This is a genomic window from Yersinia ruckeri ATCC 29473 (genome assembly GCF_000754815.1).
In the GTDB taxonomy this organism is placed as follows: Bacteria; Pseudomonadota; Gammaproteobacteria; order Enterobacterales; family Enterobacteriaceae; genus Yersinia; species Yersinia ruckeri.
In genome coordinates, this window is record NZ_KN150747.1 from 2,637,029 (window position 1) to 2,662,997 (window position 25,969).

The following is a 25,969-nucleotide window of genomic DNA, read 5'->3' on the forward strand; positions in this document are numbered from 1 at the left end:
ACTGATGTAATGATCACAACTGACGGCAACAGCGCAGTCGCCTCCGTGGCTTACCGCGCCAGTGAATTGATTGCCATCTACCCTATCACTCCCAGCTCGACAATGGCGGAACTGGCGGATGCTTGGTCGGGCAACGGCAAAACCAATATTTGGGGTGATATTCCCAGAGTCATAGAAATGCAGTCTGAAGGTGGCGCAATCGCCACGGTACACGGCGCGTTGCAAACCGGTGCCTTATCGACTTCATTCACTTCTTCCCAGGGTTTGCTGTTAATGATTCCAACCCTGTATAAATTAGCCGGTGAATTAACCCCCTTTGTCTTGCACGTCGCCGCCCGAACTGTCGCCACGCATGCTTTATCGATCTTTGGCGATCATTCCGATGTCATGGCCGTTCGTCAAACCGGCTGCGCCATGCTTTGCGCCAGTAACGTGCAGGAAGCTCAGGATTTTTCGCTGATCTCACATATGGCGACCCTGAATAGCCGCATTCCATTTATCCATTTTTTTGATGGTTTCCGCACCTCTCACGAAATCAACAAAATTGTCCCACTCAGTGATGACAAACTACGCCAATTGTTACCACAAAAAGGTATTGATCAACATCGTAGCCGGGCACTCACACCGGATCATCCGGTAATCCGTGGTACATCGGCCAATCCCGATACCTATTTCCAGTGCAGAGAAGCCAGCAATCCCTGGTATAACCAAACCTATCAGCATGTAGCTGATGCCATGCAGGCCTTTGCTGATGCCACTGGTCGCGAATATAAGCCATTTGAATACTATGGCCATCCACAGGCTGAACGGGTGATAGTTTTGATGGGTTCGGCCATCGGTACCTGTGAAGAAGTGATTGATACTCTGCTGACTCGCGGGGAAAAAGTCGGGATGGTAAAAGTTCGTCTTTTTCGGCCTTTTTCTGCTGAACACCTGCTCAGTGTATTACCGGTATCAGCCAGTAAAATCGCGGTGCTGGATCGCACTAAAGAACCGGGAGCCTTAGCCGAACCGCTCTATCTGGATGTGATGACCTCGCTGGCTGAAGCCTACAGTCGGGGAGCGCGTGCCAGTTTGCCAAAAGTCATTGGCGGACGTTATGGATTATCCTCCAAAGAGTTCGGCCCAGACTGCGCGCTGGCTATCTTTAAAGAGCTCAACCTTGCTATGCCACGGCCACGTTTTACCGTCGGTATTTTTGACGATGTCACCGGTCTTTCCCTGCCATTGTCCCATGAAAGCATCCCACAGCGCGCCACACTGGAAGCGCTTTTTTACGGGCTTGGTAGCGATGGATCGGTTTCTGCCACCAAAAACAACCTCAAAATCATCGGCAATAGTACCTCAATGTATGCTCAGGGTTATTTTGTCTATGACTCCAAAAAAGCCGGTGGTCTGACGGTTTCTCATTTACGCATCAGCCCTACGCCGATTAATTCCGCCTATCTGATTAATCAGGCCGATTTCGTCGGTTGCCATCAACTGCAATTTATCGATGTTTACCCCATGGCTGAACGCCTGAAGCCGGGAGGTATTTTCCTGCTGAATAGTCCATTTGATCGCGAAGAGATGTGGCAGCGCTTACCGCAGGAAGTTCAGGCCGTACTCCACCAGCGCCAAGCCCGTTTTTATGTGATTAATGCCGCAAAAATCGCCCGAGAATGTCAACTGGGCACCCGTATTAACACCGTCATGCAAATGGCATTCTTCCATTTAACCCAAATCCTGCCGACCGAAGTGGCCCGGCAGCAGTTACGCGATGCGATTGAACGCAGCTATAGCAGTAAAGGTCAGGATATCGTTGCACGCAACGGACGGGCGCTGGATGCCACGTTGAATGCTTTGATGGCAATCCCGCTGGAACCCATTGATGCCAATAGCCCGATGCGCCCATCGATCGTGTCTGATCAAGCACCTGATTTCGTGAAAACCGTCACCGCTGCGATGTTGGCCGGTTTGGGTGATGCGCTACCCGTCTCGGCCTTCCCGCCTGACGGTACCTGGCCGCTGGGAACGACTCAATGGGAAAAACGCAACATTGCGGAAAATATACCCATCTGGCAGCCAGATCTGTGTACCCAATGCAACCACTGCGTGGCGGCCTGCCCGCACTCAGCCATTCGTGCCAAAGTGGTGCCACCGAGCGCGATGACCGATGCACCCGCCAGTTTGCACGCTCTGGATGTCAAAGCGCGCGATATGCGTGGGCAAAAATATGTCCTGCAGGTGGCTCCCGAAGACTGCACCGGCTGCAATTTATGCTATGAGGTCTGCCCAGCCAAAGATCGGCAGAATCCCGCCATCAAAGCCATCAATATGCAGCCCCGGCTGGCACATCTGGTGGAGGAAAAAGCCCATTACAACTTCTTCCTACAGCTGCCGGAAATCGATAAAACCCAGCTTGAACGCATAGATATCCGCACTTCTCAGCTGATTTCTCCGCTGTTCGAGTACTCTGGTGCCTGCTCTGGCTGCGGTGAAACACCTTATATCAAATTGTTGACTCAGTTGTATGGTGACCGATTGCTGATTGCCAATGCCACTGGCTGTTCTTCTATCTATGGTGGCAATTTACCAACCACGCCTTACACCACCGATGCCGCAGGGCGTGGCCCGGCCTGGGCAAACTCGCTGTTTGAAGACAATGCTGAATTCGGTTTGGGCTTCCGTCTGACGGTAGATCAGCACCGCCAGCGTGTGCAGCGTCTGCTGACTACCCTGGCACCGCAGTTACCGCCAGAATTGGTAACACAATTAATGAGCGACGCCAGCACGGAGGTTCGCCGCGATCAGGTCACTCAATTGCGTCAACGGCTGGCAAACATGACGGGCCATGATGCGAAGCAGTTAGCCACCGACGCCGACTATCTGGTGGATAAATCCATCTGGCTGATTGGCGGGGATGGCTGGGCCTACGATATTGGTTTTGGCGGATTGGATCATGTACTTAGTCTGACTGAAAACGTCAATGTGCTGGTGCTAGATACCCAATGTTACTCCAATACCGGTGGCCAGCAGTCTAAAGCCACCCCATTGGGCGCGGTGACCAAGTTTGGTGAGCACGGCAAACGTAAGGCACGCAAAGATCTTGGCGTCAGTATGATGATGTACGGCCATGTTTATGTGGCTCAAATCTCACTGGGTGCGCAACTCAACCAAACGGTGAAAGCGATTCAGGAAGCCGAAGCCTATCCGGGACCATCGCTGATCATTGCCTACAGCCCTTGTGAAGAACATGGCTATGATTTGGCTTACAGTCATGAGCAAATGAAGCAACTGACCACCACCGGTTTTTGGCCGTTGTATCGTTTCGATCCTCGTCGTGCTGAAGAAGGCAAAGCGGCATTAGCGCTGGATTCTCGGCCTCCGGCTAGCGATCTCACCGCCACCTTGCTTAACGAACAGCGATTCCGTCGCCTGAATACTCAAGAACCGGAAATTGCAGCCAAGTTGTATGCCGATGCAGAGAAGGATCTGAAAAAACGCTACAACTTCCTCAGTCTCTTAGCCGGTAAAGCCGAAAAAGACACGGCGGAATAAGCCGCAAGCGGATAATAGCAGGCTAATTGCCTAGCAATTGCTGAGAATGATGTGCTGAAATCGATAAAGTGATCAGTCAGTGATTATTGATCACTTTATCTTTTTGGTACTAAAAACTAGAGATTAGTGACATCGATATACATCGACTTATCAATGTTGGTAGCAGAAACTGTTGCTTCGGCAAACAGGTATTCTTCCCTGTCACCTTCACGTTTTAAGGGAAGATTATTGAAATCGAAAAGATTTCTGTCAGCCAATTGGCTCGGGCTGACGTTCTGAATAGATTTAAACACGCTTTCCACGCGGCCTGGGTCTTTCTTATCCCACTCAATGAGCATTGACTTGATCGCCTGACGTTGCAAATTCTCCTGCGAACCACAAAGATTGCAAGGAATGATCGGGAAATCTTTATGTTCCGCATATTCAATCAGATCTTTTTCTCTGCAGTACGCCAGTGGTCTGATAACAACATTGCGACCATCATCAGAGCGCAATTTGGGTGGCATTGCCTTCAAGCGCGCACCATGAAATATATTGAGGAACAGCGTCTCAACGATATCATCAAGGTGATGACCTAACGCAATCTTGGTCGCGCCAATTTTTTCGGCAAAAGAGTACAGCGTACCGCGACGAAGTCGGGAGCATAGCCCACAGGTGGTTTTGCCTGCCGGAATTTTTTCCTTCACTACCGAGTAAGTATCCTTGTCTACGATATAGTAAGGAATGTTCAGACTCTCGAAATATTCGGGCAAGATATGCTCAGGGAAACCCGGCTGTTTCTGATCAAGATTGACCGCGACCACCTCGAATTTAATCGGTGCAACCTTCTTGAGACCCAATAGGATGTCTAACATAGCGAATGAATCTTTACCGCCACTCATACATGCCATGACCACATCATTTTCTTCAATCATGCTGTAATCGATAATGGCATTACCAACATTTCTTCTTAGGCGCTTTTGGAGTTTGTTGAACTCAAGGGATTCTTTTCTTGTATCAGTTTGATTCATGTCTATTTTCATACTGTCGATAGCACCGACTACTGATGCCCGAATTGGAGTCATATAAGGCGTCGGATTATACGGGTTTTTCTTGATGGTGGAAATGCGTTCATCCCTGCTTTCATCCAGCCCTCGTGGTGGAAAAGAAATCAGTTAATGCATCGCTATGCTGGAAAACAGGAATTTTTTATCGGCGGGTCGTTTGATGGATAAAAAAATGCCGGTGTCTATTCAACACCGGCATCGTAACAATTAATGTGCTATGCAGTAATTCAAAATTAAAAATCTTACAAATATGGAGCACAACGCCCATCGCTTGACGTTGCATTCACCTGCGAGAGAGATAATGCCTGAGCCGGTTAGTGCAAACGTTGATATGGCTCAATATTGGCGTCATTAGCACGCTTATTACCTACTTATTTAACTATCTCCATCTCACTGACTTACAACCACTTACTGCGTTTTAACGCCCAAGCAACACCTAACACCAGACCGACTAACATTATGCAAAAGAGCGCAAAACCGAAGCGCGCTTCATTGCCGGGGATCCCGCCAAGGTTGACACCAAACAGGCCAGTTAAAAAGGTGGTTGGCAAGAAAACCATCGCCAATAGCGACATAGTGTATGTTCGTCGGTTCATCGCGTCAGCCATCAACGAGCTGATTTCATCCGCCAATACCGCCGTGCGGGCAATACTGGAATCCAAGTCCTCCAGCCCTCGCCCCAGTCGCTCGGAGATTTCCTGCATCCGCCGCCGATCATCATCATGCATCCACGGCAATCGTTCACTGGCCAAGCGGGAAAACACGTCCCGCTGGGGTGCCATATAACGACGTAAGACAATAAGTTGCTTACGCAGTAGAGCCATTTGTCCACGGGGCGGAACTTGTTGTTCCAGTAAATTGTCTTCCAGATCAATGATCTTATCATGCAACTCTTCGATGAATTCGCTAGTGTGGTCGGTTAAACCATCAGCGATTTCTACCAGCCAACTACCGCTATCCGTAGGGCCGGTGCCGCTTTGCAAATCATTGAGTACATCATCAATAGAGTAAACCCGGCGATGGCGCGTAGACACAATCAGCTTATCGGTCATATAAACCCGAATCGTCACCAACTGATCCGGACGTGCATCGGCATTAAAGTTGATGCCCCGCAGCGTAATCATCGTGCCGTCACCTAAACGGATCACTTTGGGTCGTAGGCTGTCACCCGCTAAACCGGCCCTCACCACATCAGGCAATATCGGCGTATTACGCAGCCATTCGATGCTTTCCTGCCGGGTGTAATCCAGATGTAACCAGCATGGCTGCTGTGATGTGGCGACAGCATCAACGGCAATCGGCGTTACGCCCCCTTTCCCATCAAGTTGATACGCGTAAACCGCATCAGAAATCTGAAGCATTGTCCCTACGACCTCTTCCACGACAGCATCCTCATTTAATCACCGGTATTCAGTACTTGGCATTTTAATCAGCGCCCCGATGATCCGGAGCGAAATAAGCGACAGAGCTGGATTTTTCAGCCCTGTCATAACCGATTTAATGTTGGATAATATACATCGTCTGGCTATATGCCACGTCTTCCGGATTACTGATCGGATAACCTTTCACCCAAGGTTTAATTAAGCGGCCATTGGTATATTGATAAATAGGCGCAATCGGTGCCTGTTCGGCAATAATCTGTTCCGCTTTGTTATAATCTGCATTCAACGCTTTAGCATGAGTCTGTTTGCTGGTGTCAGCCATCAGTTTGTCGTAATCGGCATTATGGAATTTGGCAATATTGCCGCTGTGGCTTGAGGTTAATAGCGATAGGAAAGTTGAAGGTTCATTATAATCACCAACCCAAGAAGCCCGCACTACATCAAAATTACCGGTATTACGACTATCGATATAGGTTTTCCATTCCTGATTAACCAGCTTAACGTCTACACCCAGTTTTTTCTTCCACATTGACGCCACCGCAATCGCCAGTTTCTGGTGGTTTTCCGAGGTGTTATATAATAAAGACAATTTTAACGGATTGTTTGGCCCATAGCCCGCCGCTTGCATCATGGCTTTAGCCTGTGCATCCAATTCATCCTGATCGTGTTGTTGCAGGAAATTAGGCGTTGGCTGGTAGCCTGCGGTGACATCCGGCGTAAAGTGATAAGCCGGTTTCTCACCCGTACCCAATACTTTCTCTGCAATGATTTTACGGTCGATGGCATAAGACAAGGCCTGACGAACCCGCACATCATTGGTTGGCGCACGTTGGGTATTAAAGGCGTAATAATAGGTTCCCAATTGATCTGGGGTATAAACCTGATCGGGAATATCCTTTAATAGCTTCTGATACCTATTTTTGGGGAAAGATTCAGTAATATCGATATCACCAGCCTGATAGCGTTTGGTCGCATTAGATTCCTGATTAATCGGAATAAAGGTGACTTTGGTCAATACCGTGTGGGCGTGATCCCAATAGTTGGGGTTCGGTACCAACACCAGTTTTTCGTTAACGACACGTTCTTGTAATTTAAACGCACCGTTTCCCACTAAATTACCGACTTTAGTCCAATCATTACCATACTTTTCCACTGTCGCTTTATGGACTGGGAAAAGGCTGAAATTAGCCAATAAGCTGGCAAAATAAGGCACCGGTTTACTCAATTGAATTTTGAGGGTGTAATTATCGACTGCCGTGACACCTAATTGGTCGGTTGGCCGTTTACCGGCGATGATTGATTCGGCATTATTTAATCCGGCCAGTTGGGCAAACCAGGCAAACGGCGATAAATTATTCGGATCAACCAAACGCTGCCAGCTATACACAAAATCCTGCGCCGTGACCGGATCGCCATTTGACCAGCGAGCATTTTTACGCAAAGTAAACAACCAGGTCTGGTTATCGGCACTTTGCCACTTCTCTGCGACGCCAGGGATCACTTTACCGTTAGCGTCTTGATTAACCAGTCCTTCAAACAGATCCCGTGCCACTTGGGCTTCCGGCAGGCCAACCGCTTTAATCGGGTCAAGTGAAGCCGGTTCGTCTTTAATATGCCGAACAATTTCCTGTTTATCCGCTAATGGCGTGCCCAGCGGCACATCTGCAGCATTGGCTACGCCAAGGGATGCCGCGACCACGGCTGCACATAATGCATAACGAAAATATTGCATAATTGGTAACCTTATCGTTGTTTTTCCATGCTATGAATAGGCCACAATTTATGGGTTATGACCGGCCATCCACCTGCCAACTCGATGAAGGGAACCTGTCAGGCTGGCTATAGACTTAATAAACTTAACCGATCGTTATTTTCAAATCTATTAATTATTATATTTCAATAGCTAATAGCGAGCTGGCACAATATTATGGCGAAAAGCATCACGATGATTAATGTGCCAAACGCTCAGCCATGTTGATCACCCAATGGCAGGATTAGCCCGGTGCGCCATTTGTATCAGGTCGCGTTAAGTGCTAGTTTCGTCAAAGTCTCACTATAGAAACGTTACACGGAAAAGAGCCACCATGACACAGCTTCGCCCTCGCCCACAGCGCGGTCATTTACCGCCACTTGGAAAATTATACGGCAGTTCATTCTTAGGTGCGCCGCTCCTCTATTTTCCCGCTCAATCTCCAGGCGCAGACACCGGGCTGATTATCGCTGGCACCCATGGTGATGAAACCGCCGCTGTGATTACGCTGTCCTGCGCGCTGCGCAGTATCTCGCCTGCACAATTGCGCCACCACGTGATACTGGCGGTCAATCCAGATGGTTGTCAGTTAGGATTGCGAGCCAATGCGAATGGTGTCGATCTTAATCGTAATTTCCCTGCCAAAAACTGGCAATCGGGTGAGACGGTATACCGCTGGAACAGTGTAGCAACCGAGCGCGACGTATTGTTATCAACGGGAAATGAAGCCGGTTCAGAATCCGAAACCAAAGCCTTATGCCAGATCATTGAGGAATTGGCGCCCAACTGGGTGGTTTCTTTCCACGAACCCTTAGCCTGTATTGAAGATCCAGACAGTTCTCCACTCGGTCACTGGCTATCCGAACAATTTGACTTGCCACTATTAACCAGCGTCGGTTATGCCACGCCAGGGTCATTTGGCAGTTGGTGCGCCGATATTCAGTTACCTTGTATTACTGCTGAGCTCCCACCCATTTCCGCTGATGCCGCCAGCGAATGCTATCTGGCGGGAATGGTTGCTCTGCTAACCAAACCCTAGTTTTCCGTGATTAACTGGCCAGTTGATTGATTGCACCGCAGGAGAAGTTCAGCCCGTCCGCGACATCTCTGGTCAGCCAGGTGGGGCCATCCAGATCGATAAATCGAGCTGCGGGTGCCAACGGCAATGCCGCACGAATGGCGCGGGAAGTACACAGCATACAACCCAGCATGATATCAAAACCTAACTGGCGGGCTTCCTTCGCCAGCAGTAAAGCCTCGGTTAAACCACCGCTTTTATCCAGTTTGATATTCACCATTTCGTAACGGTTGACTAGCCTCGGTAAATCGGCGCGGGTATGGCAGCTTTCATCAGCACAGATCGGCAACGGATGGATAAAATTCAGTAAGGTTTCATCTTTACCCGCGGGTAACGGTTGTTCCAACATCGCCACACCGAGATCGGCCAACAGTTGACAACGCCCCGCCAAACCCTCTGGTTGCCAGGATTCATTAGCATCGACAATCAATGTGATCTCAGGCACCGCGGTACGAATAGCCACCAACCGCTCGGCGATCAGATGATCATCCAGCTTTATTTTCAGTAACTTGGCTCCCTGCTGCGCCAATAAGCACGCATGGTAAGCCATCGCTTCTGGTGTGCCGATACTGACGGTTTGAGCCATCGAAATGTCTGTTGGTTCATCGATCTCACTACGTTGCCACAAGCTCTGTCGTGCCATGGCACACTCGAGCTGCCACAAAGCAGAATCTAGCGCATTGCGGGCTGCACCCGCAGGCAGCAACACTTGTAACGCGTCACGCGAAAGACCGCCTTCAACGACTTTAGCCACCCATGCCAGTTGCGCCATCACCGAAGATTCACTTTCACCGTAACGAGGATAAGGCGTACATTCACCGATGCCACACACACCGTTTTCTTCCAATTCCACTACCACAACTTTGGCTTCGGTGCGACTGCCACGGGAAATGACAAAAGCGGTGTGCAATGGCCAGGATTCTGGGTAAAAATGCATCGTTCTCATAGTGGCTCCGTGGCAATGTGATCGCAGGAACTAAGGATTAACAAGCTAACTCATTAATATATACAATTGTTTAGACAATTTCTTATATCCAATGACCTATTGTTACCTTAAACTAAAAGCCGTGTTACATATCTGTAAAGGAATCTAAAATGACACAGACCGTACATTTTCAAGGCAACCCCGTTGCCGTAGCAGGTAAATTGCCACAAGCTGGTGAAAAAGCTCAAGTTTTCACTTTGGTTGCCAAAGATCTTTCTGCCGTTTCATTAAGTGACTTTGCGGGTAAACGCAAAGTTCTGAATATCTTCCCAAGTATCGATACTGGCGTATGTGCCACTTCGGTACGTAAATTCAACCAATTGGCTGGCGAGCTTGAAAACACCGTCGTGCTTTGTATCTCCGCCGATTTGCCATTTGCCCAGTCGCGCTTCTGCGGCGCAGAAGGCCTGAGCAACGTAGTCACCCTGTCTACTTTACGTAGTGGTGATTTCAAACAAGCCTATGGCGTTGAAATTGCCGAGGGCCCTCTGGCCGAATTGACAGCGCGTGCCGTGGTCGTGCTGGATGTTGATAACAACGTTATTTACAGCGAGTTGGTGAATGAAATCACCTCCGAGCCGAATTACGATGCCGCACTATCAGCGCTGAAATAATTGTGTTGTTGGTATAATGAAACGGCTGACATTGTCAGCCGTTATTGATTGACTCTCCTTTCCCACTTTCTTCACTCTCATCCGCGGCCGGACGGCGGTTACCGCTTAATCCATACTCACGCAGTTTGTTGGCTATCGCTGTATGAGAAACCCCCAAACGTTTGGCCAATTTTCGCGTGCTCGGATAATTACGGTATAAACGGGTCAATACTGAGCGTTCAAAACGCTTACTGATATCATCCAGCGAACCATCCAATACTTCATCGCCCAATGACATTTCCACCTCGAACTCAGGCAAAACAATATCCTGCGGGCGTAACTCCCCGCCCTCCAACTGGGTTAATGCCCGATAAATGGCATTTTTCAATTGGCGCACATTGCCCGGCCAGCCATAGCGCGTCAGGAATCCATTCAGTTCCGGCGACAACTTGGGTCGCGGCATACCCTGCTCGTCCGAGAAGCGGGCAACAAACAGCTCAACCAACGGCATAATATCCGCCGGCCGCTCACGCAATGGTGGCAACGTAATGGTCAATACATTCAAACGATAATAAAGATCTTCCCGGAATTCACCACGTTGCACTAACTCAATCAGGTTCTTTTGTGTCGCGCAGATCACTCGCACATCGACATGAACCTCGTGTTCTTCGCCGACCCGTCGGAAGGTACCGTCATTCAGGAAACGCAGCAGTTTGATCTGCATCCGTGGCGACATTTCACCGATCTCGTCCAACAACACCGACCCGCCGTTTGCCTGCTCAAAGAAGCCTTTTTTGCCTTCTACAGCATTGGGATATGCCCCTGGTGCATAGCCAAACAGTTCACTTTCTACCACATCGTCGGGCAATGAGGCACAATTCAGCCCGAGGAAAGGTTTTTTCCCGCGCGAGCTGCGCAGATGACAGGCTCTGGCCAACAAATCCTTGCCGGTTCCAGTATCGCCAATCAATAATAATGGGGCATCCAGCATCGCCACCTTACGCGCCAGCTCCAATACTTGGTGCATTTTGCTGCTCACCGCGACTATCTGCCTGAATTCGCTATCATCATTGACTGACAGTGTTTGTAGTTGCTGGCCCATACGCGCTGTTGACTTCAGCGTGACTACCGCGCCTACCGTCTGATTTTGCTGATTTTCATCCGCAAGTTGTACCGGGGTGACCTCCATCAGATAATCCTGACTCTGTATCAATATCCGTTCAGTGCGCGGCAGATTCTTTTCATTTTCGAACCCATGACCGAAATGATGCCCGCCGATTAATGTCCCCAGATTTTTAGTGCGGATCTTATCTTCGTTGAGGGAAAAAAGCTGACGGGCTGACGGATTAGAGAGTTCAATATTCCCTTTGAGATCAATCGAAAATACCGGCTCCGGCATTGATTCAAGCAACGCGCGCAACGCCCGATGCTCTCGCTCCGAAGGCATAAAGGAAACGGTGCGTACATCAATGACGCCAGTGATACGCCGAATTTCTGCCATCAGCGCTTGGAAAACGGTGAAATCTACATGAGTGAAATTCAGGTAAATACGGCCGATAGGATCAATTTCAATCCCCCGTAAATCAATGCCGCGTAACACCAGGAGATCAAGCAACTCTCTGGTAAGACCTATCCGGTCTTCGCAAAACACTTCCAAACGCATCAGTATTAACCTTATCTTTGCTGTGCGGGATGACAGAAAGTGATCATACCCTGTCCCTCGACACTGATGAAGTAATCTGTCAGTAAAAGTTGACAGGAATCGGCTTTTTTCGCGTATTTATCTTTTTACAATGTGCTTAAAAGGTATCATCTCCGCTATTTACTCGGATTCTCGGGGAGATATTACCCTAAAAGGCAATTATTCAGATGATTGTAATATATTGATAGCCGCTCAATCTTCGTCAAGCATAGGTGACACTTTGCAATCAATACGCCAATTGGCTATAGTGAAGGTAGCCAGATGACCGAGGAGGTCCCATGAGAACTTATCACCCAAGCCCGATGGCCAAAGTCAGCGCACTATGGCGTGAGATTGGTCTACCCGCCAGTCGTGGCACCGCTTTGGTGGACAGCATAAAACTGGGATTTACTGTGGATGTGATCGACACTATACATTTATGGGCTGATATGCCTAAATCTGAAATATTACGCGCTACGGGCATTCCGAGCCGCAGTCTGACGCGCCGTCGTACCCATGATGGGCGTTTTACCCCGGAAGAAAGCGAACGTATTGCACGGTTTGTCCGGGTTATGGATGCGGCGGTAGATTTGTTCGGTGGTGACCGCACCAAAGCAACCGCATGGATGTCGATGCCGGTCAAAGGGCTGGGTAATCGAACGCCCGATTCACTGCTGGAAACCGAAACCGGTGCGTTGGAAATCTGCGACCTGATTGGTCGTCTCGAACATGGGGTCTTTTCGTGACAGGATGTCATTTGTGATGCTCTACCGGATAGTTCACAACCGTTACCTGGCAACGGCCTGGACCGGATATGGCGCAGAAACCTATGGTGGCCGCTGGAATCATAAAGGCCATGCGGCGATTTATCTGGCCAGTAGCGTTTCTCTGGCGATGCTCGAAACACTGGTGCATGTAGAAGATAGCGCGACGCTGAACGATTTTAATCTATTTCAGATAACCATTCCCGATAATGCAATTATGGTACTGCAACAGCAAGATTGGCCACGTGGATGGCGAGATGACCCCACCCCCGTGGCCACCATGGACATCGGCACCGAATGGATTGGTTCAGTATCATCTGTCGGTCTGCTGGTACCATCCACGTTAGTCCCTTTGGAAAGAAATATGCTGGTGAATCCTAAACACCGCGATTTCGCCTCGTGCCTGAAAAGCATCAATCCACTGACGTTCAGTTTTGATCCTCGTCTAAAGTAAGACTCAGTTCATATTATCCTTCTTCGGTAGCGTGCTTTTCAATTGAGCAACCAACTGACGGCGAAAATCGCCAAGTTTTGGTTTATCATCACTCAGCCACGGTAATGGGCGGCACAACTCCATTGCTTTAATCCCTAACCGCGCAGTCAACAAACCTGCACCGATCCCCTGAGCGGCACGCGCCGACAACCGCGCGGCCAGATCCTGCGACAGCCAGTCCATTCCCACCTCTCGCACCAATTCGGATGCACCGGCAAAGGCAATATTCAGTAATACCAAACGGAACAGCCGCAAGCGGCTGAAATATCCCAGCTCAATGCCATACAATGCAGCGATTCGATTAATCAGGCGAATATTACGCCAAGCAATAAAGGCCATATCCACCAATGCTAACGGACTGACAGCGATCATTAACGCTGACTCTGCGGCATAGCGACTGATTTCCGCCCGTGCCTGATTATCCAAGGCTGGCTGAACCAATTTGGCATACAGCTCAACGACTTCACGGTCATTATGGGTTTCATGTAATGAAGCCTGCCAACGCTGTAAGGCCGGATGTCCGTGATCCAAACCTGCCTGTCGAGCCAGTTTTTCACAAAAATCTCGCCCTTGCCCCAAACCGTGGCTAACTAATAATTCGCGCGCCACATCACGCTCTTCAGCACGCTGACGCAGGCGATACAGGCGTCGCCATTCGGTGACAACCGATCCGACACCGGCAAACACGATCAAACCGCCAGCCACCGTGCTGCCCAACGCAATCCAGTCCTGTTGTTGCCATGCCTGATTAACCCACTGTACCGATTGCGCCACCACGCTAACGCCAAATAACATAAAACCAGCGATGACCATTTTACGCCATAGGCTGCGTTTCGGTTTGAGTGCCGCATTGATCATGCCTTCGGCACGCCCTTCTATATCATCAGCTTCCTGCACAGGGTCAACCGGTAGAAAATGCTCCGCCGCGGATCCACTAAAAGTCTGCGCGGCTTTTAGCGTTGGTTCTTCAATCGGCTGCAATGGCTTTTGAAAATCTATCCGTGGTTTCAATGACTCACTCATCGCAACTTATCTCCCAATAGAAACTCCATGGCCGCATCCAGACGAATATGAGGCAACGGACTGTCAATATGTACTGCCTGCGGACGGAATTGATCAAAATGAAAACCCTGTTGCTGCCAAAATGCAGGACCGGGCAAACGTGCCGGTACATCGCCAGGGAACACGGTCAAGGGCGCGCCATCTTCAAGACGATGCCCTTTCAGCGCCGGAATACGCTGACCGTGATGATCGACTATCCCACTCTCGGTTGCTTGCACCGAGGCCAGCCCAACACAATCCATACTAATGCCTTCAAAAGCCGCATTTTGCCAGGCTTCCTGCACCAGTTGCTGTAACAGCGACACCAAATTGGCATGCTGATCGGCGGTAACATGATCGGCTTTGGTTGCGGCAAACATCAACTTATCAATACATGGAGAGAATAATCGGCGAAACAGAGTGCGTTTACCATAATGAAAACTTTGCATCAGTTGGGTCAGTGCCAAACGCATATCATTGAACGCCTGTGGGCCGCTATTCAACGGTTGCAGGCAATCTACCAACACGATTTGCCGATCAAAACGAACAAAGTGTTCTTTATAGAATCCTTTCACGATCGACTGGCAGTAATAATTAAATCTAGCTCGCAGCATAGCAATATTGCTGTGTTTATCGGCCTGCGCCAAACGTGATTCACCCACGCCAGTGATGTCCGGCCATGGGAAAAACTGCAACGCTGGCGCACCGGCCATATCGCCTGGCAAAACAAAGCGACCCGGTTGTATAAAATGCAGCCCTTCTGCTTTGCATCGCAGCAAGTAATCGGTATAGGCCTGAGAAATAGCCGCCAACTGACTTTCGTCTGCCGGAGCCAGCGGATCACAATGTTTACATAGCGCTAACCACGGTTTAGCCCATTCAGCTCTGTTACCCTGTAACAAACCGCTCATCTGCCGCGACCATTCCAGATAATCCTGTTCTAGCATCGGCAAATCCAGCAGCCATTCACCGGGATAATCGACGATTTCCAGATATAGCGTCGAGGTTTCTTTAAAGTGGCGTAACACCGAATCGTTGGATCGATAACGTAGCGCCAAACGAATTTCACTGACGCCCCGGGTCGGTGTTGGCCAGCTTGGCGGCGAACCGTACAGCGCCGCCAAACCTTCATCATATCTGAAACGCTGAATACCGAGATCCCGCTGTGGAACCCGTTTTACGCCCAACAAACGCTCGTCACGCACAGCAGAAAACAGCGGTAAACGAGCCCCGCTGTGAACATGTAACAGTTGATTGACCAAGGCCGTAATAAACGCGGTTTTTCCGCTCCGGCTCAGACCTGTAACCGCCAGCCGCAGGTGACGATCAACCCCACGGTTAACTAAAGCGCTAATCTCATTTTGCAGTCGTTTCATGCTTTTCCTTCGCAAAGCGGCCAAAAACCACGCCGAAACCACGTCGTAGCAAAGGTTCCAGCAATATGGCTAATACCCAACGCAGTGGTTTACGACTTACACTTCTCAATAGCCAACTGATCACGCCTGCTGACCCGTAGTTTAAGGCGCTAGTGATAATCACTTTTATCAAGGTGCTAAATAGAGTACCTGACCGATGAGCGGCGATATTTTTTTTCATCATTTATGCCCTCCGGCAGGGGGTTTTTCGTCATGCCCCTATGTTGAACGGAGCGAGTCGAGCATGTTATAGCTGACGGAACCGGCTACGCACGCCAAAAGTTTCCGAGGTAACGTAACGCTCAATCTGCCGCACTCGCTGCTCACCGCGGCTTAATTCATCATTCAGTTTATCCAGCAATTGGCGCGGCGTTTCATGCTCGTCATCTATAAAACTGTTAGACGGTGCCGGCTCCAGCATATAGGTCAATACCACATAAGCCACAATAGTGAACACAAACAGCCCGAAAAACAGCGATAACACGGCAATAATTCGCACCAATTTAACCGGAATATCCAGATAATGCGCCAGACCGGCGCAGACGCCTTTCACCATCCCTTCTTCCGGCACCCGATACAATTTTTTACCACTGAACAGACTCGCCATTATGACTGCCTCCAGTTCGGGTGTTCTGCATCCAGAATGTCTTCCAATGCCTGAATCCGGTCACGCATCCGGCGGGCATCATCGGTCAATTGCACCAGACGTTGCATTTCCTGATGGCTGAGCTGCGTGCCTGTTTGCTGGCGATGACTGTAATGCAGCCACAGCCAGATCGGTGCAACAAACAGGACGAATATGGTTAGCGGGATGGCTAAAAACAGGATACTCATTCTTTTTCCTTATTTATTCTTGTTTGCGAGTTTCTTTTCGCCGTTATCGGCCGCTATCTCTAACGACAGCAGCCTATTGCCAATCACTGTGATGCATTCATTTTGGCTTTCATGGCGGCCAACTGACGGCTAATTTCATCATCGGTTTTCAATTCGGCAAACTCTTGTTCCAATGTTTTCTTTTTGCCAAAACTGACAGTTTCAGCTTCGGCTTCCATATGATCGATACGACGTTCAAACTGCTCGAACCGTGCCATAGCTTCATCAAGTTTACCGCTATCTAACTGACGGCGTACATCGCGAGAAGAAGCGGCGGCTTGATGGCGTAGAGTCAATGCCTGCTGGCGCGCTCGGGTTTCTGTCAGTTTGCTTTCCAACTCGCCAATTTCCTGCTTCATGCGATCCAGCGTTTCATCTACAGTGACCACTTCCTGTTTCAGTGTTTCGATCAATGACGCCACTTTTTGTTTTTCAATCAATGCGGCTCGAGCCAAATCTTCTTTATCTTTACGCAGTGCCAGTTCCGCTTTTTCTTGCCATTCGGCTACCTGACTTTCAACCAGTTCAACGCGACGCAGTAACTGTTTCTTTTCCGCCAACGCTCGAGCCGAAGTAGAACGAATCTCCACCAGCGTATCTTCCATTTCCTGAATCATCAGGCGCACCAGTTTTTGCGGATCTTCGGCTTTATCCAACAGTGTATTAATGTTGGCATTCACGATATCGGCAAAACGAGAAAAAATACCCATTATTCACATCCTCTTAATCATTTGGCGACGTTTGACGCCGGTTGCCAGGTGAGTCATCTCTCACCGGTACAGATACAGCTCAGGCTATAGATATATCAAAAGTCGTGCCAATGGTGTAAATATCGCTATCAGCATGAAAAATAAAACAAAAATACTTTATTGCTAATTCTGCCACAAAAGGTAAAGTGATGACTTTAACCAATTATTGGCGAATTTCATCATGAGCGAGCAACTTGAAAACCTGTTGGGTGAAGCAAACGCCTTTATCGAAGTGCTAGAACAAGTCTCTGGATTGGCCAAACTCAATAAACCCGTGTTGGTAATTGGCGAGCGCGGAACCGGTAAGGAACTGATTGCACACCGTTTGCATTATCTCTCTGACCGCTGGCAGGGTCCGTTTATTTCCCTTAATTGCGCCGCCCTTAACGAGAATTTGTTGGATTCTGAACTATTCGGTCACGAGGCGGGTGCCTTCACTGGCGCACAAAAACGCCATCTGGGCCGTTTTGAACGAGCCGATGGTGGAACCTTATTTCTCGATGAACTGGCTACTGCGCCGATGTTAGTACAAGAGAAATTGCTGCGGGTCATTGAGTACGGTCACCTTGAACGGGTCGGCGGCAGTCAGCCATTACAAGTAGATGTCCGATTAGTCTGCGCTACCAATGACAACCTGCCAGCCCTGGCCGCCGAGGGGAAATTCCGCGCCGATTTGCTCGATCGTTTGGCATTTGATGTGGTGCAATTGCCGCCGTTGCGTCACCGTCAACAAGATATCATGTTACTGGCCGAACATTTTGCCATGCAGATGTGCCGCGAATTAGGTCTGGCATTATTCCCCGGCTTCACCGCTCAGGCAAAAAACCAGCTTTTAGGTTATCACTGGCCGGGCAATGTCAGAGAACTTAAAAACGTGGTTGAACGCTCGGTCTATCGTCATGGGGATAATCAGTAACCGCTGGATAATATTATTATCAATCCCTTTAGCTCAGAGCAAAGCCAAGGGTTTGAGCATCCAGTTGAAACAGAGGCATCGGTCATGCCCACACTGCCCATTGATTTAAAACACTGGCTATATGATAGCGAAAATAAATTGATAAAAACGGCGCTGGCACAAGCGCGATTTAATCAACGCAAAGCCGCGGAATTATTAGGTCTAACTTACCATCAGTTGCGGGGAATGTTAAAAAAACACGCGATTTTATTTTCTGAATCAGATGAAAAATAACCCGCAAGAAGAGCAGCAATCATACACTATCCATCTGCACCTGATGATTTCAGATGCAGATGACATCCTGACGGTAACTCATTATTAAACGCCTTCGATTCCACGTAAATATTTACCTTTGACGCAGACATTAACCGGCATATTAATTAAATAAGCTGCCTGAGCAAAACTGGATAAACCCAAAGAAGAATTACCGTTACTGCCATCTTCAGCAAGCGTACCGTACCATGAATCATCAACATTTATATTTATTGAATTTTTTGGGTTACTGTTTGGTCGCCACATAATAGAAGCGTTGAAGTTTTTTATTTTACGATCATATAACATTTTGCCACCATCGATATTGCATTGTGACAATAAATCACCACTATTAGCGGCGACCGACTGACTCATTAATAACGTGAGTATCAAACTGATAATTTTCATGTATGCCTCATCGAATAGATAGAAATATTACATCAGAAAAATAACGAGTCGAAACATTCCATCAAGAATACCCGTGCTACTGAAAGGCGCGATACTGCGCCCGGAACGCCCGGCGGGATATAACTCATTACTGGTGACACGACGCGGATTGTTAATGCCAAAACAGGCACTGATCATGGGCCCTACGCCAGCTCTTAACATCCAGGTTTGCGCGGCACGGTAGTACGGATGCTCACGTAATACATTACGGTAAGGACCTGGATTTCCTTGCGTATTCTTACGAACAAACCGGCTGTTGGGTATGTGACCATCATTACGGATACCACCGCGAACGAAATGTACAGGTGTAGCAAACTCAATCTGTTCAGCCGCTATTCTACGGTGAGTCATCCATTCGGACAAATAAGGTGCGAAACGTAGGATTCGCCGGGCTTCATCATTATTCTCAGACACGTTACCATGTAGTAGATGCTCAAGTGATTGCTCCGCACTATACATATTATCCGTGGCACGAATTTGATAAATATAGACTGTTGTATCCGCAATCCCAGATTCATTAATTCGCCGAAGAACTCGCTCCGCATAATTCAGCGCAAACTCATAACTGGAGGTCGTAGATATAAATGCTGTATCCCCGTCGGCACTATCGGTGGAACGACAACTGCTACCGCTAAGATGTTCCAATACCGAATCATTATTCCCCAGCGAACTGAACCCGTAGCGAAATACTTCACCAAAGTCCCGGGTATCAACTCGCCACACCGTTTGTGGAGGGTTTGCCAGAGAAGCATTCATGTTTATTAAAAATAAATATACAACGCAGACAATCAATCTTCTAGTAAGAAAAAGCATCATTACCTCCCAGATATAATATTGCAACTCCCTTTATTTATAAGATCTCGGAGTCGAATGTCTTGTTTATTCACATAAAGAATACAACGGATTGGAAACATAGAAATAAATCATTTTTTGATGAAAGCCGAAAGCGAATGCTTAATATAAAGTGAGCGTATAACTAACGGGATTAAGTACAAAAGACAGGTTATAGACAAAAAAAAAGCCAGCACCCGAGCTGGCTTAAAAAAAACACTGGAAGCAATGTGAGCAATGTCGTGCCTTTCGTTCAGAAGCCCCTTACTGCCTAGCCTCTTCCTGAAGAGCGAAGCAATGATAATGGTTATCAGTAGCAGTTGTAAATACTTTTGTTGAGAATTTTTCTCATTCACCCAATAATTCCGTGACTATCTATTAATAGACTTGCATTATTTGCTGATCTTAGGTGAGTGCCTTAATCCTCCATACTCCCATTTTTTCTGCAGTGCGTAAGCTGTTTTCGCCCAATCAAGGCGACTGGGTAAATCTGTTATAAAGTATCAATGGCGTTAATTCTGCGTAGGCCTGCGCATTTTTCAGGCGATCTCTTCAACTAACGCACATAATTTCAGCAATGACGCGCATATAGCACAGATGTTTTGCTCAATGGATTGGGGGGATACCCAGATTACGGTACACTAAACCCATGGCTTACTTACTGCTGAAGCGTTTTATGCGTGATTCACTTATCTGGCTGCTGTCACTCATTTGCCTGGCGACTCCGGCGCTGGCCCAAACTCAGCTGGCACAACTCCCTGTTAAACCACCGTTGGATATCCGCCAGCGGGGTTTTGTCTACTGTGTCAGTGGCATACTGAATACATTCAATCCGCAAATGGCCAGTGGCGGTTTAACCGTCGATACTCTGGCGGCACAGTTGTATGATCGTTTGCTGGATGTTGATCCTTATACTTACCGTCTTATGCCCGAACTGGCTGAAAGCTGGCAGGTACTGGATAACGGAGCAACCTACCGTTTCCAACTGCGCAAGGATGTCCCTTTCCAGACCACTGGATGGTTTACACCGACGCGCATGATGAACGCTGACGATGTTATCTTCAGTTTTCAACGAGTTTTTGATCAAAAACATCCCTACCACAATGTCAATGGTGGGGATTATCCCTACTTTGACAGCCTGCAATTTGCCGATGCGGTACAAAGCGTCAAAAAACTGGACGACTACACCGTTGAATTCCGGTTGAAAGCACCCGATGCCTCTTTCCTCTGGCATATGGCAACCCATTATGCGCCGGTGCTTTCCGCTGAATACGCCGATAAACTCACGGCGACGGGCAAGCAGCAGCAAATTGACCGTGAACCCGTGGGTACCGGCCCATTTATGCTTAATGAGTATCGTTCTGGGCAATACATCCGTCTTTCGCGTAACAGCGATTACTGGAAAGGTTTACCACGCATGCCGCAGGTGGTCATCGATCTCGGCGCTGGTGGTACTGGTCGCTTGTCCAAGCTGCTTACCGGGGAATGTGACGTACTGGCCTACCCAGCGGCGAGTCAGCTATCGATTTTACGCGACGACCCACGTTTGCGGCTAACGCTGCGACCAGGTATGAACGTCGCCTATCTGGCCTTCAATACCCGTAAACCGCCGTTTAACGACGAACGCGTCCGTCAGGCCGTTGCGTTATCGATTAATAACCAGCGATTGATGCAATCTATTTATTATGGCACGGCAGAAACTGCGGCCTCGATTCTCCCTCGTGCATCATGGGCTTATGATAATCAGGCGCAGGTTTCTGAGTACAATCCGGCTAAAGCAAAAGAAATTCTCAGAAATCTTGGGCTTACCCAGTTGCAACTCAATCTGTGGGTACCCACAGCCTCGCAATCTTACAACCCGAGTCCATTAAAGACAGCCGAATTGATTCAGGCGGATTTGGCACAGGTCGGTATTACCGTGAATATTGTGCCAGTCGAGGGGCGCTTTCAGGAGGCTCGTTTGATGGAGATGAATCATGATTTGACGCTGACTGGCTGGTCCACCGACAGCAATGACCCCGACAGTTTCTTCCGGCCGTTATTGAGCTGCGCAGCCATCCGCTCTCAAACCAACTATGCTCACTGGTGTGACCCGGCGTTTGATGCCCTATTGCAAAGAGCGCTACGTTCCCAACAGCTTTCGGAACGCATTGAATACTACCAACAAGCACAGCGTATTTTGGAACAACAACTCCCCTTGCTACCGTTAGCGTCTTCTTTGCGCTTGCAGGCCTACCGCTACGATATTAAAGGCTTGGTGCTCAGTCCCTTCGGCAACGCCTCCTTTGCCGGAGTCTTCCGTGAAAACGATGAAGGTAAAAAACCATGATCATCTTTACGCTGCGCCGCCTGCTATTACTGCTTATCACGCTGGTTATGCTGTCATTGGTCAGTTTTAGCCTAAGTTATTTCACGCCCCATGGTCCGTTAAGTGGTGCCGCGCTATTTGACGCCTATCGTTTCTATCTTAATAGCCTGATGCAATGGGATTTTGGCGTTTCCAGCATTAACGGCCAGCCCATTAGCGAACAACTACGGGAAGCATTCCCCGCCACCATGGAACTGTGCGTTCTGGCATTCAGTATGGCTTTAGTCGTCGGAATTCCTCTGGGGATTATCGCTGGAGTGATGCGGGGCAAATGGCCTGATATCGCTATCAGTACTCTGGCATTACTCGGTTTCTCCATCCCGGTCTTCTGGCTGGCACTACTGTTGATGCTGTTCTTTTCGCTACACCTTGGCTGGTTGCCAGTTTCCGGGCGTTTCGACCTACTTTATCAGGTCAAACCCATTACCGGGCTGGCGCTGGTGGATGCCTGGCTGTCAGATTCACCTTATCGCCATGAAATGATTATTAGCGCGTTGCAGCATATGATATTACCGATTACAGCACTGGCCGTGGCTCCAACCACCGAAGTCATCCGCCTGATGCGCATCAGTACTGATGATGTGATCAGTCAGAATTATATTAAGGCTGCGGCCACCCGTGGTCTGTCACGTTTGATGATTATTCGCCGCCACGTTCTACATAATGCGCTGCCACCCATTATTCCCAAACTGGGCTTGCAATTCTCCACCATGTTGACGCTGGCGATGATTACCGAAGTGGTATTCAGCTGGCCGGGTCTGGGCCGCTGGTTGATTAATGCCATACGCCAACAGGACTACGCCGCGATTTCTGCCGGTGTCATGGTGGTCGGTACACTGGTGATCGTCATTAACGTATTGTCGGATATATTGGGCGCGATGATGAGCCCGCTAAAGCATAAGGAATGGTATGCCCTTCGATAATGTCTATCGTGAAAAGAAAATGCCAAGTCCACTGCTGTATACCTGGCGAATTTTTTACTCAGATGCCTTAGCCATGACCGGCTTTTATGGGGTTATCGCCCTGATACTGTTGTGTCTGTTTGGCAATATGCTGGCACCCTATGCGTTGGATCAGCAATTTCTCGGCTACCAACTGTTGCCACCATCTTGGTCGCGCTACGGCAATGTCTCCTTCTTTCTCGGCACTGATGATCTGGGGCGTGATATCCTCAGCCGTTTATTGACCGGCACGGCGTCAACCTTCGGTTCCGCCCTGCTGGTTACCGTTGTTGCCGCTTTATGTGGGTTGGTGCTTGGCGTATTTGCCGGAATTACCCACGGTTTACGTTCGGCCATTCTGAATCATATTTTAGATACCTTACTGTCTATTCCGTCATTATTATTGGCCATCATTGTCGTGGCTTTTGTCGGCCCCAGTCTGCAACACGCCATGTTTGCGGTGTGGCTGGCGTTACTACCGCGCATGGTGCGTACCATTTATAGCGCAGTACATGATGAACTGGATAAAGAGTATGTGGTGGCGGCGCGTCTGGACGGTGCCTCAACGCTGCATATTCTGGTTTATGCCATTTTGCCAAATATTGCAGCAGTGCTGGTGACTGAGTTCACCCGCGCATTGTCCATGGCAATTCTGGATATTGCCGCTCTGGGTTTTCTCGATCTCGGCGCACAACTGCCGTCCCCCGAATGGGGTGCCATGTTGGGGGATTCGCTGGATTTGGTGTATGTCGCCCCTTGGACCGTGATGTTACCGGGATCGGCTATTCTGGTTAGCGTGCTATTGGTCAATCTGTTGGGGGACGGTATGCGTCGGGCGATTATTGAGGGAGTGGAATAATGCCACTATTAGATATCCGCAATCTCACTATTGAATTTATGACTGCCGAAGGTCTGGTGAAAGCCGTGGACCGCGTCAGTATGACCCTGACAGAAGGTGAAGTGCGCGGGTTGGTCGGTGAATCCGGTTCTGGCAAGAGTTTGATTGCCAAAGCTATCTGTGGTGTGAGTAAAGACAACTGGCGGATTACTGCTGACCGTTTCCGTTTCGATGATATCGATCTACTACAACTAACCCCACGCCAGAGACGTAAAGTGATTGGCCACAATATCTCAATGATATTTCAGGAACCCCAGTCGTGCCTGGATCCTTCGGAAAGCATTGGGAAACAACTAGTTCAGTCCATTCCAGGCTGGACCTATAAAGGGCGCTGGTGGCAGCGTTTCCACTGGCGTAAACGGCGAGCGATCGAGCTATTACACCGAGTCGGCATCAAAGACCATAAAGATATTATGGGTAGCTATCCCTATGAGCTGACCGAAGGTGAGTGTCAGAAAGTGATGATTGCCATCGCATTAGCCAATCAGCCACGCCTGCTGATTGCCGATGAACCCACCAACGCGATGGAACCGACTACCCAGGCGCAAATTTTTCGCCTATTGGCACGATTGAACCAAAACAATAACACCACAATTTTGTTGATCAGCCATGATTTACAAATGATGAGTAAATGGGCCGATCGGGTTAATGTATTGTATTGCGGTCAAACGGTAGAAAGCGCGGTGTGTGAAGAACTGCTGACCACACCCCATCATCCTTATACTCAAGCGTTGATTCGTGCCATGCCGGATTTTGGTCGCTCCCTGCCCCATAAAAGTCGCCTGAACACTTTACCGGGGGCGATTCCATCACTGGAACACCTGCCGGTAGGTTGCCGTCTGGGGCCTCGCTGCCCTTATGCACAGAAAACCTGCATTGAAACGCCGCGCCTACGAATCACCAAAACCCATGCCTATGCTTGCCACTTCCCGCTGAATCTGGAGGAACAGTAATGCCAGAAACATTGCTTGAAGTGCATAACCTGAGTAAAACCTTTCGTTATCGTACCGGCCTATTTCGCCGCCAACACGTTGAAGCCGTGAAATCCGTCAGTTTTACCCTGCGGGAAGGCCAAACGCTGGCCGTTATTGGCGAGAATGGCTCGGGAAAATCGACGCTAGCAAAAATGTTGTCAGGAATGGTTGAACCGACTGAAGGTGAATTACTGATCGATAATCACCGTTTAACCTATGGTGACTATGCCTATCGTAGTCAGCGGATTCGCATGATATTTCAGGATCCCAGCACCTCACTTAATCCGCGCCAACGTATCGGGCAATTATTGGATGCTCCACTGAAACTCAATACCGATCTCGATGCCAATGCGCGCGAGCATCGTATTTATCAGACATTACGCCAGGTTGGGTTGTTACCCGATCACGCCAATTATTACCCTCATATGCTTGCCTCTGGGCAAAAACAGCGTATCGCCTTGGCTCGCGCCCTCATTTTACAGCCGAAAGTGATTGTTGCCGATGAAGCCCTGGCATCGTTGGATATGTCAATGCGCTCACAAATTATCAATCTGATGCTGGAATTACAGGACAAACATGGCATCGCGTATATTTACGTTACCCAGCATTTGGGGATGATGAAGCATATTAGCGATCAGGTTATCGTGATGCATGAAGGTCAAGTCGTTGAACGTGGTAGCACGGCTGAAGTGTTAGCGGCTCCACTGCACGATTTAACCAAGCGGCTGATCGCCAGTCATTTTGGCGAAGCGCTTACCGCCGACGCATGGCGGCGAGACGGTGGACGTTTTTAGCCAAACCTACTGCTCGGAGCAGTGGAAAAGCACCATATTCTGTCCGGGCGTGCTAGAATCGCCCGGTTTATTAACGCAAAACGCGCGCTGGTATCAATCGATGTTTTAACGAATGTTTT

23 protein-coding genes and 1 pseudogene are annotated in these 25,969 nt (G+C 48.9%); 11 read left to right on the forward strand and 13 right to left on the reverse strand.

All coding sequences use genetic code 11. The features are described from left to right. Positions 1 to 9: 9 nt before the first annotated feature. On the forward strand, positions 10 to 3,540 hold the full coding sequence (nifJ, locus tag DJ39_RS11695; RefSeq protein WP_004717535.1) for a pyruvate:ferredoxin (flavodoxin) oxidoreductase: 3,531 nt from the start codon (positions 10 to 12) through the stop codon (positions 3,538 to 3,540). A 116-nt stretch (positions 3,541 to 3,656) separates the two neighbouring features. On the opposite strand, the gene ttcA is transcribed toward nifJ, so the two are convergent. The 3 genes from ttcA to DJ39_RS11710 all read right to left on the reverse strand — a co-directional run bounded on the left by ttcA (position 3,657) and on the right by DJ39_RS11710 (position 7,700). After that, positions 3,657 to 4,550, reverse strand: a complete 894-nt coding sequence (ttcA, locus tag DJ39_RS11700) for a tRNA 2-thiocytidine(32) synthetase TtcA (protein WP_038242765.1) — start codon at positions 4,548 to 4,550, stop codon at positions 3,657 to 3,659. Positions 4,551 to 4,984: 434 nt separating this feature from the next. Continuing rightward, positions 4,985 to 5,968: a zinc transporter ZntB gene (gene zntB / locus DJ39_RS11705; RefSeq protein ID WP_038242627.1), complete on the reverse strand. Its 984-nt coding sequence runs from the start codon at positions 5,966 to 5,968 to the stop codon at positions 4,985 to 4,987. Between the two features lie 115 nt (positions 5,969 to 6,083). After that, positions 6,084 to 7,700: an ABC transporter substrate-binding protein gene (locus DJ39_RS11710; RefSeq protein ID WP_004717540.1), complete on the reverse strand. Its 1,617-nt coding sequence runs from the start codon at positions 7,698 to 7,700 to the stop codon at positions 6,084 to 6,086. A 352-nt stretch (positions 7,701 to 8,052) separates the two neighbouring features. Between DJ39_RS11710 and mpaA the strand changes: the two genes are divergently transcribed. Further along, positions 8,053 to 8,757: a murein tripeptide amidase MpaA gene (gene mpaA / locus DJ39_RS11715; RefSeq protein WP_004717543.1), complete on the forward strand. Its 705-nt coding sequence runs from the start codon at positions 8,053 to 8,055 to the stop codon at positions 8,755 to 8,757. A gap of 10 nt (positions 8,758 to 8,767) precedes the next feature. Here mpaA and ycjG read toward each other — a convergent pair whose 3' ends face one another. After that, complete coding sequence (gene ycjG / locus DJ39_RS11720; protein WP_038251389.1) at positions 8,768 to 9,742, reverse strand: L-Ala-D/L-Glu epimerase; 975 nt, start codon at positions 9,740 to 9,742, stop codon at positions 8,768 to 8,770. 149 nt (positions 9,743 to 9,891) lie between these two features. On the opposite strand from ycjG, the gene tpx reads away from it, so the two are divergent. Continuing rightward, on the forward strand, positions 9,892 to 10,395 hold the full coding sequence (gene tpx, locus DJ39_RS11725; RefSeq protein WP_004717547.1) for a thiol peroxidase: 504 nt from the start codon (positions 9,892 to 9,894) through the stop codon (positions 10,393 to 10,395). A gap of 34 nt (positions 10,396 to 10,429) precedes the next feature. Here the strand turns inward: tpx and tyrR are convergent, their stop codons facing one another. Next, a complete protein-coding gene (tyrR, locus tag DJ39_RS11730) occupies positions 10,430 to 12,037 on the reverse strand; it encodes a transcriptional regulator TyrR (RefSeq protein ID WP_038251390.1) in 1,608 nt (535 codons plus the stop codon). Between the two features lie 317 nt (positions 12,038 to 12,354). On the opposite strand from tyrR, the gene DJ39_RS11735 reads away from it, so the two are divergent. Together DJ39_RS11735 and DJ39_RS11740 are read left to right on the forward strand one after the other, a co-directional pair. Beyond that, positions 12,355 to 12,801, forward strand: coding sequence for a DUF2384 domain-containing protein (locus tag DJ39_RS11735; protein WP_038242631.1), 447 nt, complete (start codon positions 12,355 to 12,357; stop codon positions 12,799 to 12,801). Positions 12,802 to 12,814: 13 nt separating this feature from the next. Beyond that, positions 12,815 to 13,273, forward strand: coding sequence for an RES family NAD+ phosphorylase (locus tag DJ39_RS11740; protein WP_038242633.1), 459 nt, complete (start codon positions 12,815 to 12,817; stop codon positions 13,271 to 13,273). A gap of 3 nt (positions 13,274 to 13,276) precedes the next feature. Here DJ39_RS11740 and DJ39_RS11745 read toward each other — a convergent pair whose 3' ends face one another. The 6 genes from DJ39_RS11745 to pspA form a co-directional block, all read right to left on the reverse strand. Next, positions 13,277 to 14,335: a YcjF family protein gene (locus DJ39_RS11745; protein WP_038242635.1), complete on the reverse strand. Its 1,059-nt coding sequence runs from the start codon at positions 14,333 to 14,335 to the stop codon at positions 13,277 to 13,279. After that, positions 14,332 to 15,729: a YcjX family GTP-binding protein gene (locus DJ39_RS11750; protein WP_004717556.1), complete on the reverse strand. Its 1,398-nt coding sequence runs from the start codon at positions 15,727 to 15,729 to the stop codon at positions 14,332 to 14,334. The genes DJ39_RS11745 and DJ39_RS11750 overlap by 4 nt, the downstream gene beginning before the upstream one ends. Next, complete coding sequence (gene pspD / locus DJ39_RS11755) at positions 15,710 to 15,952, reverse strand: phage shock protein PspD (RefSeq protein WP_099511574.1); 243 nt, start codon at positions 15,950 to 15,952, stop codon at positions 15,710 to 15,712. The genes DJ39_RS11750 and pspD overlap by 20 nt, the downstream gene beginning before the upstream one ends. 63 nt (positions 15,953 to 16,015) lie before the next feature. Beyond that, positions 16,016 to 16,375, reverse strand: coding sequence for an envelope stress response membrane protein PspC (pspC, locus tag DJ39_RS11760; protein WP_004717559.1), 360 nt, complete (start codon positions 16,373 to 16,375; stop codon positions 16,016 to 16,018). Further along, complete coding sequence (pspB, locus tag DJ39_RS11765) at positions 16,375 to 16,602, reverse strand: envelope stress response membrane protein PspB (protein WP_038242637.1); 228 nt, start codon at positions 16,600 to 16,602, stop codon at positions 16,375 to 16,377. Before pspB ends, pspC begins: the two co-directional genes overlap by 1 nt. Before the next feature lie 83 nt (positions 16,603 to 16,685). Then, positions 16,686 to 17,351: a phage shock protein PspA gene (gene pspA / locus DJ39_RS11770; RefSeq protein WP_004717561.1), complete on the reverse strand. Its 666-nt coding sequence runs from the start codon at positions 17,349 to 17,351 to the stop codon at positions 16,686 to 16,688. A gap of 220 nt (positions 17,352 to 17,571) precedes the next feature. Between pspA and pspF the strand changes: the two are divergent. After that, a pseudogene (pspF, locus tag DJ39_RS11775) lies at positions 17,572 to 18,579 on the forward strand (phage shock protein operon transcriptional activator). An 84-nt stretch (positions 18,580 to 18,663) separates the two neighbouring features. Here pspF and ytxB read toward each other — a convergent pair. Both ytxB and DJ39_RS11785 read right to left on the reverse strand, forming a co-directional pair. Further along, the gene (ytxB, locus tag DJ39_RS11780) at positions 18,664 to 19,005 is read right to left on the reverse strand and encodes a putative AB5 enterotoxin binding subunit YtxB (RefSeq protein ID WP_004717569.1); all 342 of its coding nucleotides are present in this window, start codon (positions 19,003 to 19,005) and stop codon (positions 18,664 to 18,666) included. A 27-nt stretch (positions 19,006 to 19,032) separates the two neighbouring features. After that, positions 19,033 to 19,800: a hypothetical protein gene (locus DJ39_RS11785; RefSeq protein WP_049687867.1), complete on the reverse strand. Its 768-nt coding sequence runs from the start codon at positions 19,798 to 19,800 to the stop codon at positions 19,033 to 19,035. 751 nt (positions 19,801 to 20,551) lie between these two features. Here DJ39_RS11785 and sapA point away from each other — a divergent pair. Genes sapA through sapF form a run of 5 tightly spaced genes read left to right on the forward strand, consistent with a single transcriptional unit; the run spans position 20,552 to position 25,850 of the window. Further along, positions 20,552 to 22,204, forward strand: coding sequence for an ABC transporter substrate-binding protein SapA (gene sapA, locus DJ39_RS11795; protein WP_038242769.1), 1,653 nt, complete (start codon positions 20,552 to 20,554; stop codon positions 22,202 to 22,204). Next, entirely contained in the window at positions 22,201 to 23,166 is a 966-nt protein-coding gene (sapB, locus tag DJ39_RS11800; protein WP_038242642.1) for a putrescine export ABC transporter permease SapB, read from the forward strand. The genes sapA and sapB overlap by 4 nt, the downstream gene beginning before the upstream one ends. Continuing rightward, the gene (gene sapC / locus DJ39_RS11805) at positions 23,153 to 24,043 is read left to right on the forward strand and encodes a putrescine export ABC transporter permease SapC (protein ID WP_038242644.1); all 891 of its coding nucleotides are present in this window, start codon (positions 23,153 to 23,155) and stop codon (positions 24,041 to 24,043) included. The genes sapB and sapC overlap by 14 nt, the downstream gene beginning before the upstream one ends. Continuing rightward, the gene (gene sapD / locus DJ39_RS11810; RefSeq protein WP_004717576.1) at positions 24,043 to 25,035 is read left to right on the forward strand and encodes a putrescine export ABC transporter ATP-binding protein SapD; all 993 of its coding nucleotides are present in this window, start codon (positions 24,043 to 24,045) and stop codon (positions 25,033 to 25,035) included. The genes sapC and sapD overlap by 1 nt, the downstream gene beginning before the upstream one ends. Beyond that, the gene (gene sapF / locus DJ39_RS11815) at positions 25,035 to 25,850 is read left to right on the forward strand and encodes a putrescine export ABC transporter ATP-binding protein SapF (RefSeq protein ID WP_038242648.1); all 816 of its coding nucleotides are present in this window, start codon (positions 25,035 to 25,037) and stop codon (positions 25,848 to 25,850) included. Before sapD ends, sapF begins: the two co-directional genes overlap by 1 nt. Positions 25,851 to 25,969: the final 119 nt, after the last annotated feature.

Bases quoted from the DNA above. Each gene is read 5' to 3' on its own strand.
- DJ39_RS11745 (WP_038242635.1), bottom strand. From the start codon at position 14,335: ATGAGTGAGTCATTGAAACCACGGATAGATTTTCAAAAGCCATTGCAG.
- sapB (WP_038242642.1), top strand. From the start codon at position 22,201: ATGATCATCTTTACGCTGCGCCGCCTGCTATTACTGCTTATCACGCTG.
- pspA (WP_004717561.1), bottom strand. From the start codon at position 17,351: ATGGGTATTTTTTCTCGTTTTGCCGATATCGTGAATGCCAACATTAAT.
- DJ39_RS11735 (WP_038242631.1), top strand. From the start codon at position 12,355: ATGAGAACTTATCACCCAAGCCCGATGGCCAAAGTCAGCGCACTATGG.
- pspC (WP_004717559.1), bottom strand. From the start codon at position 16,375: ATGGCGAGTCTGTTCAGTGGTAAAAAATTGTATCGGGTGCCGGAAGAA.
- DJ39_RS11750 (WP_004717556.1), bottom strand. From the start codon at position 15,729: ATGAAACGACTGCAAAATGAGATTAGCGCTTTAGTTAACCGTGGGGTT.
- DJ39_RS11785 (WP_049687867.1), bottom strand. From the start codon at position 19,800: ATGAATGCTTCTCTGGCAAACCCTCCACAAACGGTGTGGCGAGTTGAT.
- tyrR (WP_038251390.1), bottom strand. From the start codon at position 12,037: ATGCGTTTGGAAGTGTTTTGCGAAGACCGGATAGGTCTTACCAGAGAG.
- sapD (WP_004717576.1), top strand. From the start codon at position 24,043: ATGCCACTATTAGATATCCGCAATCTCACTATTGAATTTATGACTGCC.
- mpaA (WP_004717543.1), top strand. From the start codon at position 8,053: ATGACACAGCTTCGCCCTCGCCCACAGCGCGGTCATTTACCGCCACTT.
- ytxB (WP_004717569.1), bottom strand. From the start codon at position 19,005: ATGAAAATTATCAGTTTGATACTCACGTTATTAATGAGTCAGTCGGTC.
- sapF (WP_038242648.1), top strand. From the start codon at position 25,035: ATGCCAGAAACATTGCTTGAAGTGCATAACCTGAGTAAAACCTTTCGT.
- ycjG (WP_038251389.1), bottom strand. From the start codon at position 9,742: ATGAGAACGATGCATTTTTACCCAGAATCCTGGCCATTGCACACCGCT.
- pspD (WP_099511574.1), bottom strand. From the start codon at position 15,952: ATGATGAAAAAAAATATCGCCGCTCATCGGTCAGGTACTCTATTTAGC.
- pspB (WP_038242637.1), bottom strand. From the start codon at position 16,602: ATGAGTATCCTGTTTTTAGCCATCCCGCTAACCATATTCGTCCTGTTT.
- sapA (WP_038242769.1), top strand. From the start codon at position 20,552: ATGCGTGATTCACTTATCTGGCTGCTGTCACTCATTTGCCTGGCGACT.
- tpx (WP_004717547.1), top strand. From the start codon at position 9,892: ATGACACAGACCGTACATTTTCAAGGCAACCCCGTTGCCGTAGCAGGT.
- DJ39_RS11710 (WP_004717540.1), bottom strand. From the start codon at position 7,700: ATGCAATATTTTCGTTATGCATTATGTGCAGCCGTGGTCGCGGCATCC.
- nifJ (WP_004717535.1), top strand. From the start codon at position 10: ATGATCACAACTGACGGCAACAGCGCAGTCGCCTCCGTGGCTTACCGC.
- ttcA (WP_038242765.1), bottom strand. From the start codon at position 4,550: ATGAATCAAACTGATACAAGAAAAGAATCCCTTGAGTTCAACAAACTC.
- sapC (WP_038242644.1), top strand. From the start codon at position 23,153: ATGCCCTTCGATAATGTCTATCGTGAAAAGAAAATGCCAAGTCCACTG.